Consider the following 17,639-nt stretch of genomic DNA (forward strand, 5'->3'; position numbering starts at 1 on the left):
GGAGTTAACGGGAGCTATCGTGAGTTAACGGGAACATTTTTTATTTTTTAGCCATGGAGAACCGCCAAGCAAAATCAATCAAAAAGGGATTGTCGGGTAACGGGTTTCAAGGCAATCTCGCCGTCCTTATGCAGCAGGTGAATATCGGCATCATTGGCGGCGGAACGGTCGGCGGCGGCGTATACAAAGGGCTCCAGGTGAATGGGGCTTTGATGGCGTCGCGGCTGGGCGTGCAGTTGCGCGTAGCCAAGGTGGCGGTGCGGGATTTGAAGAAGGGTCGCGCAGTGAACATCCCCCCCGCCCTGCTGACGACGGATTGGCAGAGTGTGATTGATGATCCGAGCATTCATTTGATCGGGGAATTCATCGGCGGCACCACGACGGCGCGGACGGTGGTGTTGAATGCCTTCAAGAAGGGCAAGTCGGTCATCACGGCGAACAAGGCGTTACTCTCGGCGCATGGCGAGGAATTGTTTGCGGCGGCGGCGAAATATGGGACGAATCTTTATTATGAGGCGAGCGTGGCGGGCGGGATTCCGATCATCAAGGTGTTGCGCGAGGGGTTGATTGGGAATCGGATTACGCGGATTTATGGAATCGTGAACGGCACGTGCAATTACATCCTGAGCCGGATGAAGTTGGAAGGTGCGGATTTTGGAGAAGTATTGGCGGATGCGCAACGTTTGGGTTATGCGGAAGCGGAGCCTTCGTTGGACATCGATGGCCATGATGCGGCGCATAAGACGGGGATTTTGGCATCGTTGGCGCACGGATTTTGGGTGAAGCCGAAGGATATTTATGTGGCAGGAATCACGGCGATTTCGAAGCTGGATATTCAGTTTGCCGGACAGCTTGGGTATACGATCAAGCTGCTGGGGATCGTGAAGAAATTTGAAAGCGGCAAAGGCAAATCTGCAAAGATCCAGGTGAGCGTGTATCCGGCGTTGCTGCCGAATTCGCATGTGTTGGCGAGTGTGAATGGGGTTTTCAACGCGATCCTGGTGCGCGGTGATGTGGTGGGTGACACGCTTTATTACGGTCGCGGCGCGGGTCAGGATGCGACGGCGAGCGCGGCGTTGAGTGATTTTGCGGATGCGGCGCTGGATTTGAAATGCGGGACAAAGAGCCGGATTTTGCCGTTCACGCCGCATGAGCAGGATGGCGCGGTGTTGCCAATCAGCGAAGTGGTTTCGCGCTACTACGTGCGGTTAAGCGTGATTGACAAGCCAGGGACTTTGGCAAGAATCACGGCCATTTTGGGCGAAGCGAACATTGGGATTTCGTCGGTTATCCAACCGGAAGGTCACGAGGGCAGCAGCGTGCCGTTGATTCTGATGATTCATGATGCGACCAACTCCAATGTGACAAAGGCTTTGGGCAAGATTGCAAAGTTAAGCGCGGTAAAGGCACCTCCGGTGATGATTCGCGTGGAGAGTTTTGAGTAAATGCCGAGGCAGCGTTAAAATTTAAAATGAATTCGCAAGCAGCATTGAAAAGCGGTCCGATGGCATGGCACGGAGTGATCCACCGTTATGCCAAACACCTCCCTGTCTCCGCTACGACGCCGATTATTTCGCTCAACGAGGGCAACACGCCGTTGATTCGCGTGGATAATTTCGTGAAGGCAATCGGCGGCGAGTTTGAATTGTATTTGAAGTACGAGGGATTGAACCCGACCTGTTCGTTCAAGGATCGCGGGATGACGATGGCGGTTTCGAAGGCGGCGGAGCGGAAGGGCGCAAGTGGTGATTTGCGCGAGCACGGGAAATACTTCCGCCCCGGCGGCGGCTTATGCGGCGCGCGCTAAAATGAAGTGCGTGCTGTTGTTGCCACACGGGAACATTGCCTTGGGCAAGCTGGCACAGGCGTTGATGTATGGCGCAATTACGGTTTCAAGTGCAGGGGAATTTCGATGAAGCGTTGAGGATAGTGCGCGAGCTGGGCGAAACTGGAAAAGTGGAAGTGGTGAACAGCATCAATCCGGTTCGCATTGAAGGTCAAAAGACGGCGGCCTTTGAAATCTGTGATCAGTTGGGGCGCGCGCCAGATTTTCATTTTCTGCCAGTGGGCAATGCCGGGAACATCACAGCGTATTGGAAAGGCTACAAGGAGTATCATGCTGCAGGCACAAGTGACCGGCTGCCGAAGCTGTGTGGTTACCAGGCTGCCGGGGCCGCGCCGATAGTGGATGGCGCCCCAGTGGAAAAGCCGAACACCGTGGCGACGGCGATTCGCATTGGCAACCCTGCCAGTTGGCAAGGCGCGACGAATGCGATGAAGGAATCGGGCGGCCACATTGGCAAGGTGACTGACGAGGAAATTTTAAGCGCTTATAAATTAATTGCGCGCACCGATGGAGTTTTTGTTGAACCGGCATCAGCCGCTTCGCTCGCTGGCTTGATCAAGCAGGTGAAGGCCGGGCAGATTCCATCAGGTAGTGTCGTCACCGCGACGATGACCGGGCATGGCTTGAAAGATCCTGACTGCGCAATCAAGACGGCGGGCTTTGAACCGTTCGTGGTGGAAGCGAAAAAAGAAGCAGTGATGAAAGTCATCGGCCTCTAACAATTTCGAAGATTTAACATGGCTCTAATTGTCCAAAAATACGGTGGCACTTCGGTGGGAAATCCGGAGCGCATCAAGAACGTTGCGAGGCGTGTTGCCGGTTATCGCGCCAAAGGTGACCAGGTGGTCGTGGTGGTTTCTGCGATGAGCGGAGTCACTGACAATTTGATCAAGCTGGCCAACGAAATCATGCCACTCCCCACCGAACGGGAGATGGACATGCTGCTGGCGACTGGTGAACAAACCACCATCGCGCTGACAGCAATGGCCTTGCATGCGCTGGGCTTGCCAGCGGTTTCGCTCACAGGTGCACAGGCCGGGATTGTGACGGATGGAGTTCACACCAAGGCGAAGATTCAGAACATTACACCGAAGCAGGTCCATACACTTTTGGATGAAGGCAAGGTCGTGATTGTGGCGGGCTTTCAAGGGCAAACTCAGGAAGGCCACATCACAACGCTTGGACGTGGCGGATCAGATTTGACTGCCATTGCTCTTGCAGCCGCGCTCAAAGCGGATTTGTGTCAGATTTATACGGATGTGGATGGCGTTTATACTGCTGATCCGCGCATCGTGCCGAACGCCAAAAAACTGGAGGAGATTTCCTATGACGAAATGCTCGAACTGGCCAGCCTCGGGGCGAAGGTGATGCAGTCGCGTTCGGTTGAATTTGCAAAGAAATTTGGCGTCGTGTTTGAAGTTCGTTCCAGCCTGAACGAGAATCCAGGAACCATTGTGAAAGAAGAAACGAAGAATATGGAAGACGTCGTCATTCGCGGCGTCGCACTTGATAAAAACCAGGCCAAGGTGACCTTGGTTGCGGTGCCGGACAAACCGGGAGTTGCCGCACACATTTTCAAAGCCATTGGCGAAGCAGCGATCAATGTGGATATGATCGTGCAGAACATCAGCCATGGCTCGGGCACTCCGGCGACGGACCTCTCCTTCACGATTGATAAGCCCGACCTGCTCAAGGCACGCAAAGTGATCGATGGATTGAAAATGTCAGTCGGTTTTCGGGAAGCAATTGCTGATGAAAAGATCGGCAAGCTTTCCATTGTTGGAGTGGGCATGCGTAGTCATTCGGGGGTGGCGGCGAAGATGTTTGAGACCCTCGCGAAGGAGGGAGTGAACATCGACATGATCTCCACCAGCGAAATCAAAATTTCCGTGGTCATTGATCTGGCCAAGGGTGAACAGGCCACCCGGGCGCTGCATACTGCGTTTATTGGTTGACCCCAACCGGCGGAAGAGCTAATAGTAACCTTGTGAATTGCAATTTGAACAACCAACTGCTGCTAACAAATGCGCTGCTGCTGAGCAGCGTGGCGGTTGGGTTTTAGTCTGTTCACGAGAATTTCGAGACCCCACTGCCAAAACGGCGGTGGGGTTTTTTGTTTCCATATTTGCAACCCCATCTGCTGAAACTTTGCAAATCTGGAAAAACTGAAAAAGCATATGAAAGATAAACGGATTATCATCTTCGACACGACGCTCCGCGATGGCGAGCAATGCCCCGGCGCCTCAATGAATTTACGCGAAAAATTGGAAGTGGCCCGCCAACTCGCTCGTCTGAAGGTGGACGTGATCGAGGCTGGTTTTCCAGTTATCAGCGACGGCGACTTCGAAGCCGTTCATACCATCGCGAAGGAAATCAAAGGGCCCGTCATTTGCGGTTTGGCTCGTTGCGTTACGAAGGATATTGATGCCGCAGGTGCCGCATTGAAGCCCGCCGGCAAGAAGGGACGTATCCATGTCTTTTTGGCGACTTCCAAGATTCATCGCGAATTCAAGCTCGGCAAAGCGCAGGATGAAATCATTCGTCTCGCAGTGGAGGGCGTGAAGCGTGCCAAGTCTTACGTACAGGATGTGGAGTTTTCGCCCGAAGACGGTTCGCGCACGGAACCTGAATTTCTCGTCCAGGTTTGCAAGGCAGTAGTCGCTGCCGGTGCAACCACAGTTAATATTCCTGATACCGTTGGCTGGGCTGTGCCGGAACAATACGGCGCCTTGATCCAGCGTTTGCATGATGAAGTGCCGGAGTTCCGGAGTGGCAAGGCTATAATCAGCGTTCATTGCCACAATGATTTGGGCTTGGCGGTTGCCAACTCACTCGCTGCGGTGCGTGCCGGTGCGCGTCAGGTCGAATGCACGCTCAATGGCATCGGGGAGCGTGCCGGCAACGCTGCGCTCGAGGAAATTTCCATGGCCATCAAAACACGCAGCGATTTCTTCGGCGGAGTCACCTGTGGCGTGAATACGCGTGAAATCTTGAAGAGTTCCCGCCTGGTTTCACGCATGAGCGGTTTGGTCGTGCAACGCAGCAAGGCCATCGTTGGAGAAAATGCCTTCGCTCACTCGAGCGGCATTCATCAGGACGGCATTTTGAAGAAACGCGAGACTTACGAAATCATGGATCCCAAGGAGGTCGGTTGGGGCGGAACCGAATTGCCATTGACCAAACACAGTGGACGCGCAGCCGTTGCCTCCCGCTTGAAGCATCTTGGTTTCAAAATGAATGAAGCGGATGTGCAGGCGATTTTCGCCCGGTTTAAGGAAATTGGAGATAAGAAAAAGTTTGTTTACGACGACGATTTGGCCGCCCTCGTCGAAGGTCAGATTACAGAAGTGCCTGAAACCTGGTCCTTGGAATATCTCAACGTAACCAGCGGAAGCCAAACTGTTCCCACCGCCACCGTGCGGTTGAAAAGGGTCAGCAAAAAAGATAAAGGTGAACCAGAGGTTCTTCAGGACGCGGGCATTGGTGATGGTCCGGTGGACGCAACCTTAAAGGCCATCGATCGACTCGCCAAAACTCGCGGACGCTTGATGGACTATTCACTTCGGGCAGTGTCGCAAGGCAAGGATGCGCTCGGGGAAGTAACTGTCAAAGTGAACTTCGATGGTGGAGAACTTGTTACCGGCAAAGGTGCCAGCACAGACGTTATCGAAGCCAGCGCGCGAGCTTATCTGAACGCGGTGAATCGCTTTCTGAGTGAAGGATCCAAAGGCCAAAGGTCTTCGCAGCCTTGAAGGCAAGTCGTCAGCGGGATCGCTCTTCGATCCCGCTGGAATTTAGAGCTTTCCCCTGCCCTTACAAGAGGTCTTTAGTTTCACTCGAAAAGTGTTCGTTCCTGGAAAGCGCATCACAACATTGCTGCTGAGGAAGTCTGTGACCGGAACAAATATATAACCCGAGTTCCCGATACTTATGGCAATACCTGAACGCGGTAAAATTTATTCGTCGCGTTATCTCCCGCACTGTCATAATAAAAACTCGACATGTCGCTGGCCTGGATGAAGGGGCTGATGATTGTTAAAGGCGACTGTGGGGTAAATATATGCATAACTACGAAAGTAATGAAATGGGTTGCCAAGGAAGTCAGCCCGTTGTTAGTATTCTGCAACTCAATTCACGATAGGTATTAACCATGAATCAATTGACCAGGACGGGGCTCGTTTGCGCTGTGGCCATGATCACCACACGGGGTGCCTCTGGGCAGACCTCCACGACGGTTACCAACACCTTCACCGTCAACAAGAGCATTCCCGATGGTTCAGCCAGCGGGCTGAGTGACACCCGGCACCTGGATTTGACCGGGCAAAACCTCTTTAAACTCACCGACCTGCAGGTTTCCCTGAATGTCTCCGGCGGTTACAATGGCGACTACTACGCCTACCTGGTCCACAACGGGGGCTTTGCCGTGCTGCTCAACCGGGCGGGCAAAACCAGCGTCAACAGCTTTGGTTACGCCGACCGCGGCTTGAACATCACCCTGAGTGATGGGGCGGCCCATGACCTTCACAACTACCAGGATTTTCAGAACCCCGCCGGGGGCGTCCTGACCGGCACGTGGGCGCCGGACGGGCGCAATTTTGATCCCAGCCTGGTATTGGACACCGATCCGCGCAGCGCTTTCCTGAGTTCCTTTGTGGATGGCGATCCCAGCGGGGACTGGACGTTGTTCCTGGCCGATGTGGATTTTGGGGACCAAGGCACCCTGGTCAGCTGGAGCCTGACCATGACGGCCGTGCCCGAACCCTCCACCTATGCGCTGCTGGGCCTGGGATTGGGGGGACTGGCGCTGGGGCGCAGGTGGCGGCGGAAGAGTTAAACCCTCAAAGGCGTTTGCATTTTCCACCGGCAACAATGCAATTTCATCTTAACTTGTCGCAGTGTCGAACCTTCGCAGTCCTTCCAAACACGCTTGTCAGGCCCCACAAAATATGTTTTTCTTTCGATGACCGCATTTAAGAACACGTAGAATATAAAGGGGTGAACCCAGTTCAAAATGGAAGAAACACGATATCAGAAGTGCGCCTGTGAAAACTGTGGCCAGACGATTCAGTACACACCTAATGAGGCCGGACAAATCATTAGGTGCCCTCGTTGCAATCAAGAAAGCCGACTTCCCGGGACGCCGAAAGAGTTGAAGGTTCTTGAACCTCGCCCGCTACCTCCGAAGGCTCTTAAAAAATGCCGCATATGCTACGCGGAAATTGATCCCGAAACCAATAAGTGCCCTGAATGCAGTGAGCGTCGTAAGCAACGGCGCATTAAGAATGTAATATTCCTGATAATCGTGGTTTTTGGACTTTGCATCCTTGGCGCTGTCGCCCGGACAGTTTGGCAAAAGCGCAACACTCCCCCGCCCCCACCTGCCGGACCTTTACTGCAACCGGAGGTCCGACTGCCTAAATCCATCAACGACCTTAAGATTGGTAACTTCTATATCGAGCAAAAAAGAGGCAGCGATTTCAGGACAGCTGTCGGGACTGTTGAGAACGCATCTCTGAATGTACATTTTGGAATCAGAGTTGATTTAGACCTCCTCGATGCCCAAGGCACGAAAGTGGGGAGTCTTAACGACGTGGTCAAGGAACTGGGTTCCCATGAGAGTTGGCGATTCGTAGCACAGGTAAATGATACTAACGCAGTTACAGTAAAAGTGGTCAGTATTAAGGAAAATCAATAACGGAGCGGCCAGCCTTGGATACTTAAGTTTTTCTTCTACTTACCTGACCGAGTGTAACCTTTGTAACCTTGGCGGTAATAGCCTTGTCTCTCAATATAGATATGGCATGGTTCATGATAGCAATCCATTGAATGATGCCACGGCTATGACAGTCTAAAACGCTATACCGTTATGATCGAACAAACTTGCCAGGATCACGAACATCGGCCTCAAGACTCAATTTTCACCCGGCGCCAGTTTTTGAATCGACTTGGAATGGGCTTTGGAGCTCTCAGCCTAACCAGCCTTGTAGGAATGGGTATACTGTCTCCACCTGACGCGATTGCAGATTCCTTTTCACCTTACTCGCCAAAAAGCCCGCCATTTCCTCCCAAAGCGAAGCGTGTCATTCACATCTTCGCCTCAGGTGCGCCGTCTCATCTTGATACCTGGGATCCCAAACCCGCTTTGCAGAAGCTGGATGAAAAGCCAATGCCTGATGACAAGAACGGCACGGTGTTTGCCTCCCCTTTCAAATTCAAGAAGATGGGCCAAAGTGGAACCGAGGTAAGTGAGGTCTTTCCCTTGCTTGGCCAACATGTCGATGACATGTGCATCGTCCGCTCGATGTATACGGACATTCCCGATCACATTGCCGCCAGCCTGATGATGAATACAGGTTCAGTGCGGTTGCCTAAACCGAGTGTCGGTTCGTGGGTAACCTATGGGCTGGGAAGCGAGAATCAGAATCTACCCGCCTTTATCGCACTTTCTCCCGGCGGAGTTTCTGCTCAAAATCTACGCTCTGCCTTCCTTCCAGGTGCTTATCAGGGCACGTCGGTGAACACTCAATACACATCCATCGACAAGCTGATTGAGAATATCAAGAATAAGTACACCTCCCTGCCCGAACAGCGAAAGCAACTCGACCTGCTGCATCAACTCAACGAGGTGCACAGCCAGAATTTGAAAAAGGATGCGCAGCTGGAAGCTCGCTTGCAGGCATATGAACTGGCTTACCAGATGCAAATGGAAGCATCCGACGCCTTCGATATCAGCAAAGAACCCGCTGATGTACGCGCCATGTACGGCGATAATACGCAGACCGGCAGACAGATGCTGATAGCACGCCGGTTATTGGAAAAAGGGGTGCGTTTCGTGCAGGTCTGGCATGGCGGCTGGGATCATCACACCAACTTGGAAACCAACCTAGCGAAGAAGGCCGAAGAATGTGACAAGCCGCTGGCTGCACTACTTACAGATTTGAAGCAACGCGGAATGCTGAAAGATACCCTGGTTGTCTGGGGTGGAGAATTCGGACGTTCACCTACCGCCGATGGCAACATTGCCGGAGGCACTCCAGGCCGCACCCATAACAACAAAGCCTTCAGCATCTGGATGGCGGGGGGAGGTGTTAAAGGAGGAATGACTTATGGTGCTACTGATGAATTTGGCGCGCGAGCAGTCGAGAACAAGGTCCATATTCATGACTTGCACGCCACCATGCTTAAGTTACTTGGCTTCGATCACGAGAAGCTCACTTATCGCTACAATGGACGCGACTTCCGCCTGACGGACGTTTTCGGAAATGTCGTAAAAGAAATAATAGCCTAGTTGTGTTTGGCAATCTGTTCAACCGGCCTATCTCCTTGAAAAATACCCAGTTCTCCTGGCTGGGCTCAGCGCTACTTGCCTTGAGTCTCTCTACCTTGTCGCACCTGCAGGCTGCCGAGCAAAAACTCACTGCTGAGCAAACTGAGTTTTTCGAAAAAAAAATCCGCCCAATTCTGACCGACAACTGTTATAAATGTCACAGCCACGACAGTGAAAAGGTAAAGGGGGGACTGCTATTAGATACGCGTGATGGCTTGCTCAAGGGCGGCGATACCGGTCCTGCCATTGTAGCCGGAGACCTTGAGAAAAGTCTGCTTATTAAGGCAGTTCGCTATAAAGATAAAGACTTGCAGATGCCGCCCAGCGACCAGCAATTGGCAGCCAATCAAATTCAAGATCTGGAAACCTGGGTGAAAATGGGCGCTCCGGACCCACGCACGACGGTCGAGACGAGTCAACACAGTTACAAGGTTGACTTTGATAAGGCCAAACAACATTGGTCCTTTCAACCTGTCAGGAAACCTTCGATTCCTGACGCGCAGGACTCCCAGAACTGGGCTCAAACCCCTATCGACAAGTTCGTGCTGGCAACTCTCTCAACCAAAAATCTTAGTCCATCACAGAAAGCGGATAAAGTTACGCTGCTGCGCCGGGCTACGTTTGATCTCATAGGGCTTCCCCCCACTCCGAAGGAAGTAGATGAATTTCTTGCGGACGATTCTTCGGATGCTTTCGCCAAGGTTGTCGACCGCCTGCTCGCCTCGCCCCACTATGGTGAACGTTGGGGGCGTTATTGGCTTGATCTGGCTCATTTCTCCGACACCCGTGGAACTCAAGGCAATAACCGTGATGAACGCTATCCTTACGCTTACACCTATCGTGACTACGTGATCCGGGCATTCAACGAAGACCTTCCTTATGATCAATTCCTGATTCAACAAATCGCCGCTGACAAGTTGGATCTTGGCGAGGACAAACATGCCCTCGCAGCCATGGGTTTTCTTACCTCTGGCAATCGCTTTAATAACCAGATTAATGATATCATCGACGATCGCATCGACATCATTGGCAAAAGCACGATGGCTCTAACAGTCACCTGCGCCCGCTGTCACGATCATAAATTCGACCCAATTCCGACAAAGGATTATTACGCGCTGCATGGTGTGTTTAACAGTTCAACCGAGCCGAAGGAGGAACCACTAATTGAAAAGCCCAGGAACAGTGCTGCCTATCAGGCATTTCAAACCGAATACACCGCGCGCAAAGCTGCAGCTCAGGAATTCCGTGATGAAATGGGCAAAAAGCTTAAAGCCGAAATGATTGGAAAATCAGGGTCGTATCTGCTGGCTCTCAACGAATATAAACGCAAGACCAATGATATTTCGCGCGCTGCCTTTCTCGAAAAACGTGGGCTAAACGCCCAACTCGGGGCGGCCTGGGAAAATAGTCTCAAGAACTGGGAAAAGAGGCACAACCCAATCTTCGCTCCGTGGATTGCCTTCGCGCAGTTGCAACCGGACGAATTCGCATCCAAAGCGAAGGACCTTTCAGCAATGTTTTATACGAATAAGGAAAAGGGCAAACCGATCAATCCTTTGATTTCCCGCATGTTCTCAAGCGCTCCGACCTCACTCGGACAGGTTGCGGCCCGTTACAATTCCGTCTTCAACGATATTGAAGAACGCTGGCAGGAAGTGATGAGCGGCTATGAGGCCAGGAAAAAAAATTCTACCACACCTGCACCCGAACCCAAGGGGTTATCCGACACAGATCAGGAACAAGTGCGCCAGCTCATGTATGCCAACGGCTCCCCCATGCTGCTCGATGATCAACGTTTGAATGCATTCATCAACCGGGAAAACAAACTTCGAAACAAACGGGATGAACTGGAAAAAGCCGTAACCGAACTGCTCGTTTCTCATCCAGGCTCCCCTGCCCGTGCTTCCGTCCTGGAGGATACAGAAAAACCAAAGGACTCCGTCGTTTTTATCAAAGGAAATCCGGGCAATCGTGGTCCACAAGTTCAAAGGCATTTCCTTACGATTCTTTCCGGTGATGATTGTCCTCCCTTCCGCGATGGCAGCGGACGATTGGAACTGGCGAAAGACATAGCTAGTAGGAACAACCCCTTGACGGCTCGGGTAATGGTGAATCGCATTTGGCTGCATCACTTTGGCGAGGGATTGGTGCGCACTCCGGATGATTTCGGCACCCGCGGTGATACGCCATCCCATCCAGAACTCCTCGATTATTTGGCTTCGTATTTCGTGGAAGAGGGATGGTCCATCAAAAAAATGCACCGTTTAATCATGCTTTCGAGTGTGTATCAACAAAGCAGCGATAACAGCCCGCGTTATGATGTGATTGATCCGGACAACCGATGGCTCTGGCGCCAAAACCGTCGCCGACTGGATTTCGAGTCCTTGCGCGATACCATCCTCGCCATTGGTGGCGATCTTGATCTGACCATTGGCGGAAAATCCGTGAAGTTGGATGCGGAGCCATACTCACTTCGGCGCACGATCTATGGTTTTGTAGATCGAAAAAACGTGCCCAACATGTTTCAAGCCTTCGATTTCGCCAGTCCCGACCTCACCACTGGCAAGCGCGAAACCACAGTTGTTCCCCAACAAGCGTTGTTCATGATGAACAGTCCTCTGGTGATTGAACAGGCGCGCAACGTAATTCGACGCGTGGATGTAAAATCACAACCCGGCGCCGAAGCACGAGTCAAAACTCTTTATGAACTGATTTATCAGCGCGAACCAACAGAAATCGAAACGAGACTCGCCATGGAATACCTGCGTTCCGACGCCACGACCGAATGGCAAACAAACGCCGCTGCCGCGTGGGCCTATGGATACGGTGAATATGATGCAAGTATGCACCGGACGAAGCTCTTTATTCCGATGACAACTTACGCTGGAAGATCGTGGCAACCTGACAGCAAAAATGCCGACGCCAGATTGAAGGGAATGAACCTCACACCAGATGGTGGCATGCCCGGCAAACTTTTTGCCGTTATCCGCCGCTGGACCTGCCCCAGAGATGGATTCATTTCCATTGATGGCATTCTCAATCACCCCGCCAAGGATGGCGATGGCGTACAGGGCCGAATTGTTTCCAGTCGCCTGGGCGAGATTGGAACCTTCGTTGCTTTCAAGAGCCAGGTGCCTGTCAGACTTCCCCGCTTAAACGTGAAGCGGGGAGATGTAATTGACTTTATAGTGGAATGCCGCGAGAACCCCAGGAATGATGCTTTTAAATGGGCGCCAATCATCAAAATGGAACCCACAACGACCATGGCCAAGGACTGTGTCATGGAGTGGAATGCGGCAAAAAATTTTAGCGGTGACATGCAGGCGAAACATCTAGGCACCTGGGATAAATTTGCCCAGGTTCTGCTGGAAACCAATGAACTCACTTTCATAAATTGATTGGCCATCGAAATTGGGGCGACTGCATGCCACCCTCTTGCATTTGCTCGGGATTGATCGCGAGCGTTTGAGCTATTGTTTTCCAGGCCGGGATTTTCATCCAACCTCTCTTGCTGGAGAGAAGGTCACCGATCCCAATCTAATTATTCCCAGCGCATGTAAAAGCCGGGCGTCCGCCAATTTCATCCAGCCGCTTTAAAGTTTCCATTTTTGTTGTATAATGGAGAATGCAGTTGGAGGAATAAACCACTGTTGAGGAATCAAATATGGAAACCTATTTCAAGAACCTTACCCCTGAGGAAGGTACACCGGCAAAGCTTCTGCAAGACTTGCGAGTTTTAAGGGAAGATACTGAGGAATTGTTTCGCGCTGCAGGGGGAAAAATGGCAGCCAAATCCAAGGAAAAATTCATTGCTGCCGTCGACCGATTAAGGGAGAACTGCGCTCGCATCCAAGGGAAGGCTGTTGCTGGTGCCAAAACGACCAACCGCGCCATTCAGGACTACCCCTACTCCGCAGTCGGGCTGGCACTTGGCCTCGGTTTGTTAGTGGGGGTACTTGCAACCCGAAAATAAGTGACATGTTTAAAACGCACATCAAACTGGAAATCAACTACTTACATTCATATTTATCTGGCTATACCATAGTTTTTCAGGATGTAACCTGCGTCCGGTTCCCTGCGTCTCATCAGTTGCAGTCTGAACAAATTAAACTAAATCATATGAAGAAATTCGTTTTATTAGCCCTCGGGCTTTTCTGTGCAGCCTCCGTCGCAGTTCATGCTGAAGACGCGAAGCCAAAGCATCACATGACGGATGAGCAGAAAGCGCTCATGAAGGAAATGGTCGCCAAGTACGACACCAACAAGGATGGCAAGCTCGACAAGGAAGAGCGCGCGAAGATGAGCCAGGAAGACAAGGACAAGCTCGATAAGGCTGGCATCGGCAAACACAAGAAGGACAAGGACGGCGAAGAGAAGAAGACCGACTCTGCTGCCAAGTAAAAGTTCTGCCTTTTCTCAAATCATAAAAGCTCCGTTGGAATCCAACGGAGCTTTCCTTTTTCAACTGCTCGATCCAAAAAGTTGTTGTTGCAAATGCAGCTACTGAACCATCTGCGGGAAAGCAAAGCCGATTTCAGTTGATGAACATCGCTTCGTTAGCTTGCAATAAAGCATGAGCATATTTGGCCCATGAGCCAACAGGGCGCAGTTGGGAAGGTGGTATATTCGCCAGACTCATTGCGGGCCCGGTCTTCTTCTTCCCTCCCCCGCCTTTCTGCTTGCGCTGTTCCTTCACATCTTCACGCAAGGCAGCAACATCCGGTGTTTCCGCGGGAGGAGAATCATCGAGGAACCGCAAGCCCAATTTGATCTCGATGGCGCTCGGGTCGCGTTGATAAACAATATTGTAAAGCAGTTTGATGCGCTTCTCATCGTCCCGCAAATTCAGGAAATCTGGAAGGTTCACCACGTTCCGCGCCTGTTCCACCACGAGCGGACTGTTCATCATGAAGAGCGCCTGCTGTGGAACAATGGTCTCGTAACGTTTGCCCGTTTCAATGTCGGGGTTGGCAAAGTCAAACTGATTGTAAACTTCAGGCAAATTTCTCCGATCAACATAGCCATAAACCGTTCGCCGCACAGAGTAAGGTGCCGCACCCAGATTTACTGGACGCCCTCCCATGGTCAAATCAAGCTTGCCTCCGATGTACAGCAGGGAGTCGCGAACAGCCTCGAACTCGAGTCGGCGAATGTTCGCCCGCCATAGAAGGTGATTATTGGGATCCTTGATGGCATAACGTGGATTGTTATCGCTACTTTGCTGATAAACACTTGAGAGCATGATCAATCGATGAAGTTTCTTGATCGACCAGCCATCCTCCATGAACCGGACTGCCAGGTAATCCAGCAACTCAGGGTTGCTGGGCGGAGCGGATTGATTTCCGAAATCATCCGGAGTTGTCACAAAACCTTCGCCGAAATGATGTAGCCAAACGCGGTTCACCAGCACCCGGGCCGTCAATGGATTGTTGGTGGTGATGATTGAAAAAGCGAGTTCCAGACGACCGCTGCCATTCTTGAAAACGGGTCGATTCGGGCCGCCAATAATTTCCAGGAACCTTCTCGGAACCAAATCTCCCTGATTTTCGGCCTCACCACGAATGAATACGTGCGAATCGCTGGGACGAGCCTTGTCCACCAGGGTCATGGCTCGCACGGGCGCGCCCGGATGCGTCATTTCCAACTGGGAGATTTCCCGCCTCAGTTGAATCTCCTCCTTTTTGACATCCTTGTTATTCTTCTTACCCTTCCCTTTTTTGCTGGCCTCAAGCCCCGCCAACTCCTGATTCAGTGTATTGTATTGTTTGGCGAAATCATTGTAGTCGGGCGTGAAATTTATTTTGCTTAACAATGGTTGCTGATCCTCAGAAGGTTCAACCGAACTCGCAAAAATTCCGTGCAATGAATAATAATCCTTCTGTGGAATGGGGTCGAACTTATGGTCATGACAACGGGCACAAGTTACAGTCAAGCCCAACGTACCCTTTGTGACTACATCGATTCGGTCGTTGATAATATCGTTGATATTACCGTTAAAACGTTCTCCTAACGTCAGGAATCCCAAGGCTGCGAGTGAACTCCGATTGGTTCCAAGATCCATTTTGTCAGCAGCAATTTGCTCCAGAACAAATCGGTTGTAGGGCTTGTCCTCGTTAAAAGAACGGATTACGTAATCCCGGTACGTCCACGCATAAGGATAACGAAAATCCTCCTTGTTTACTTTTACATCGCCCTTCGTGTCCGAGTAACGCGCCACGTCCAGCCAGTAACGCCCCCAACGCTCACCGTATTGCGGCGAGGCGAGCAGTCTGTCAACGACCTTGGCAAATGCATCAGGTGAATTATCAGCCAGGAAAGTATCCACTTCCTTCAACGTGGGCGGTAACCCAATCAGGTCAAATGTCGCCCGCCGAATCAGCGTGCGCTTGTCCGCCACCGGCGATGGCTTCATCCCATTCTCCTCCAATTTCGCGGCAATAAATGCATCAACCGGCGTCTTCACCCAATCCTTCCCGGTCACTTCCGGAACAGTGGATTTCTTCACTGCTTTGAATGACCAATGATTGCGATCAGATTCACCATAGGTCTTCGCCGCAACCGCCGTCAGCACGCGTGGGTCAGGTGCGCCCATTTTTACCCAGTTCACCAAATCGGCAATCTGCTCGTCCGAAAGTTTCTCGCCTTTTGGTGGCATCTGCAGATCAGGATCAGTATAGCGCACTGCTTTTATTAAAAGGCTCTTCTCGGGATCACCTGATACAATGGCCGGACCTGTGTCACCACCCTTTAATAAGGTGTCGCGATATTCAACAGACAGCCCACCCTTTAACTTGGTGCTCTCGTGGCTGTGACATTTGTAACAGTTGTTTGCAAAAATCGGGCGAATCTTGTTCTCGAAAAATTCGAGATCGGCCTTCGAAGATTCCGCTGCCGGCAGGAAAGTGCCAGTCAGACTGCAGCCCAACACAACCACTGCAAACAAACTTTTCTTCATCGACTTTAAGATGGTCATGATAACCTGCAGTTCAAGCAATAACTCCCTTCACCGCATTCCCGGCGACATCCGTGAGTCGGAAATCCCGCCCGTTATATCGGTAGGTAAGCTTGGTATGATCGAACCCAAGCAAGGCGAGTATGGTTGCATGCAAATCGTGGATGTGCACTTTATTCTCAACTGCGCGCGCGCCAAACTCATCCGTGGCACCGTAGATCGTTCCGCCCTTCACGCCGCCGCCAGCCATCCAGACGCTGAATGCCTTGCTGTTGTGATCGCGCCCCGGATTATCATTACCATTGCGATCACGCGTCGCTGTGCGTCCAAACTCACCACCCCAAATCACCAGCGTGCTGTCGAGCAATCCCCGTTGTTTCAAGTCAGCCATAAACGCTCCGAGCGGCTGATCGATCTGGTTTGCCTGCTCAGGCAACCGTTCCTCAATATTATTGTGATGATCCCAACCTCCAGCCCACACCTGCACGAACCTCACTCCTCGTTCCAACAACCGCCTCGCAATAAGCATCTGCCTGCCTTGCGTCGTATTGCCGTACGCTGCCTTGACCGACTCCGGCTCCTTGTGCCAGTCGAATGCGTCGCTCGCCGCCGACTGCATTTTGAACGCGATCTCGTAAGCCTGGATCCTCGCCTCCAACTGCGCATCTTTCTGCAAATTCTGACTGTGCAAATCATTCAACTGATGAATCAAATCCAATTGTCTCCTTTGTTCTTTAAGCGAGATGTATGGATTCTTAATGTTTTGAATCATCTCCTCCACCGTCGATGCCTGCGTATTCACACTCGTGCCTTGATAGACGCCCGGCAAAAACGCTGCCTGCCAATTCTGCGTTCCACCCGGCGGCAATCCACCGCCTGGACGCAATGAAATGAACCCCGGCATATTCTGATTCTCCGTCCCCAATCCATAAACCGTCCATGACCCCAGGCATGGCTTCGCCAATCGCAACGACCCGGTGTTCATCATCACGGTCGCCACTTCATGCGCCGGAATATCCGTATACATCGATCGAATGATCGCCATGTCATCCACATGCTCGCCGATCTTCGGAAACACCTCGCTTACCTCAATCCCCGACCTCCCCTTTTTCTCGAACTTAAATGGCGAAGGCATCGCCACTCCTCCCATGCCCGGCAATGATTTGCCCGAATACTGTGCCAGCGCGGGCTTCGGATCCCACGTGTCCACTTGCGACGGCGCACCCTGTGCAAAAATGTGCACCACGCGCTTGGCTTTCGCGGGCAATGGCGGATTTCTCGGTTCCAACGGCGACCCCAGCACGTTCTCCGCCCGGGCATCCCTGAACATCTCCTGCCCCAGCAATCCCGCCAACCCCAGCGCGCCAAACCCCATTCCAAATCGATTCAAAACTGCCGACGCGTAATCGCAAAATCCTCGGGCTTCGCTGTATGCTCGTTAATGTTCATAATCTCATTTCGCTCTAAATAGTTAAAATCGAAATCGCGCTTTATTCCTCAGACGTAATCCGGGC

General features: G+C 51.9%; 12 protein-coding genes and 1 pseudogene. 10 read left to right on the forward strand and 3 right to left on the reverse strand.

Annotation, left to right across the window (positions count from 1 at the left end):
• The first annotated feature begins 53 nt into the window (after nucleotides 1-53).
• From CFLAV_RS02430 to CFLAV_RS02445, 4 genes and pseudogenes are all read left to right on the forward strand, one after another.
• Nucleotides 54-1,445 carry a homoserine dehydrogenase gene (locus CFLAV_RS02430; protein WP_007413012.1) on the forward strand — a complete coding sequence of 464 codons (1,392 nt, stop codon included), beginning with the start codon at nucleotides 54-56 and terminating at the stop codon, nucleotides 1,443-1,445.
• Nucleotides 1,446-1,504: 59 nt separating this feature from the next.
• Nucleotides 1,505-2,565 (forward strand): annotated as a pseudogene (thrC, locus tag CFLAV_RS02435) (threonine synthase).
• 18 nt (nucleotides 2,566-2,583) lie between these two features.
• Nucleotides 2,584-3,801, forward strand: a complete 1,218-nt coding sequence (locus CFLAV_RS02440; protein ID WP_007413015.1) for an aspartate kinase — start codon at nucleotides 2,584-2,586, stop codon at nucleotides 3,799-3,801.
• 222 nt (nucleotides 3,802-4,023) lie between these two features.
• Complete coding sequence (locus CFLAV_RS02445) at nucleotides 4,024-5,598, forward strand: 2-isopropylmalate synthase (protein ID WP_007413016.1); 1,575 nt, start codon at nucleotides 4,024-4,026, stop codon at nucleotides 5,596-5,598.
• A 176-nt stretch (nucleotides 5,599-5,774) separates the two neighbouring features.
• Here CFLAV_RS02445 and CFLAV_RS35380 read toward each other — a convergent pair whose 3' ends face one another.
• Nucleotides 5,775-5,912, reverse strand: coding sequence for a hypothetical protein (locus CFLAV_RS35380; RefSeq protein ID WP_160164462.1), 138 nt, complete (start codon nucleotides 5,910-5,912; stop codon nucleotides 5,775-5,777).
• A gap of 84 nt (nucleotides 5,913-5,996) precedes the next feature.
• On the opposite strand from CFLAV_RS35380, the gene CFLAV_RS02450 reads away from it, so the two are divergent.
• The 6 genes from CFLAV_RS02450 to CFLAV_RS02480 all read left to right on the forward strand — a co-directional run bounded on the left by CFLAV_RS02450 (nucleotide 5,997) and on the right by CFLAV_RS02480 (nucleotide 13,574).
• The gene (locus CFLAV_RS02450; RefSeq protein WP_007413017.1) at nucleotides 5,997-6,680 is read left to right on the forward strand and encodes a PEP-CTERM sorting domain-containing protein; all 684 of its coding nucleotides are present in this window, start codon (nucleotides 5,997-5,999) and stop codon (nucleotides 6,678-6,680) included.
• A 177-nt stretch (nucleotides 6,681-6,857) separates the two neighbouring features.
• Nucleotides 6,858-7,541, forward strand: a complete 684-nt coding sequence (locus CFLAV_RS37800) for an FxLYD domain-containing protein (protein WP_007413018.1) — start codon at nucleotides 6,858-6,860, stop codon at nucleotides 7,539-7,541.
• A gap of 171 nt (nucleotides 7,542-7,712) precedes the next feature.
• Nucleotides 7,713-9,134 (forward strand): DUF1501 domain-containing protein, encoded by a 1,422-nt coding sequence (locus tag CFLAV_RS02460; protein WP_007413019.1) that lies wholly within the window; start codon nucleotides 7,713-7,715, stop codon nucleotides 9,132-9,134.
• A 35-nt stretch (nucleotides 9,135-9,169) separates the two neighbouring features.
• Complete coding sequence (locus tag CFLAV_RS02465) at nucleotides 9,170-12,571, forward strand: PSD1 and planctomycete cytochrome C domain-containing protein (protein WP_063816400.1); 3,402 nt, start codon at nucleotides 9,170-9,172, stop codon at nucleotides 12,569-12,571.
• Between the two features lie 266 nt (nucleotides 12,572-12,837).
• Nucleotides 12,838-13,146, forward strand: coding sequence for a glycine zipper domain-containing protein (locus tag CFLAV_RS02475; RefSeq protein WP_007413021.1), 309 nt, complete (start codon nucleotides 12,838-12,840; stop codon nucleotides 13,144-13,146).
• A 146-nt stretch (nucleotides 13,147-13,292) separates the two neighbouring features.
• On the forward strand, nucleotides 13,293-13,574 hold the full coding sequence (locus CFLAV_RS02480; protein WP_150107239.1) for a hypothetical protein: 282 nt from the start codon (nucleotides 13,293-13,295) through the stop codon (nucleotides 13,572-13,574).
• A gap of 133 nt (nucleotides 13,575-13,707) precedes the next feature.
• Here CFLAV_RS02480 and CFLAV_RS02485 read toward each other — a convergent pair whose 3' ends face one another.
• Entirely contained in the window at nucleotides 13,708-16,128 is a 2,421-nt protein-coding gene (locus tag CFLAV_RS02485) for a PSD1 and planctomycete cytochrome C domain-containing protein (protein ID WP_150107240.1), read from the reverse strand.
• Between the two features lie 31 nt (nucleotides 16,129-16,159).
• A complete protein-coding gene (locus CFLAV_RS02490) occupies nucleotides 16,160-17,515 on the reverse strand; it encodes a DUF1501 domain-containing protein (RefSeq protein ID WP_237712355.1) in 1,356 nt (451 codons plus the stop codon).
• Between the last annotated feature and the right edge of the window lie 124 nt (nucleotides 17,516-17,639).

Origin of the sequence: Pedosphaera parvula Ellin514 (assembly GCF_000172555.1) — a bacterium.
In the GTDB taxonomy this organism is placed as follows: Bacteria; Verrucomicrobiota; Verrucomicrobiia; order Limisphaerales; family Pedosphaeraceae; genus Pedosphaera.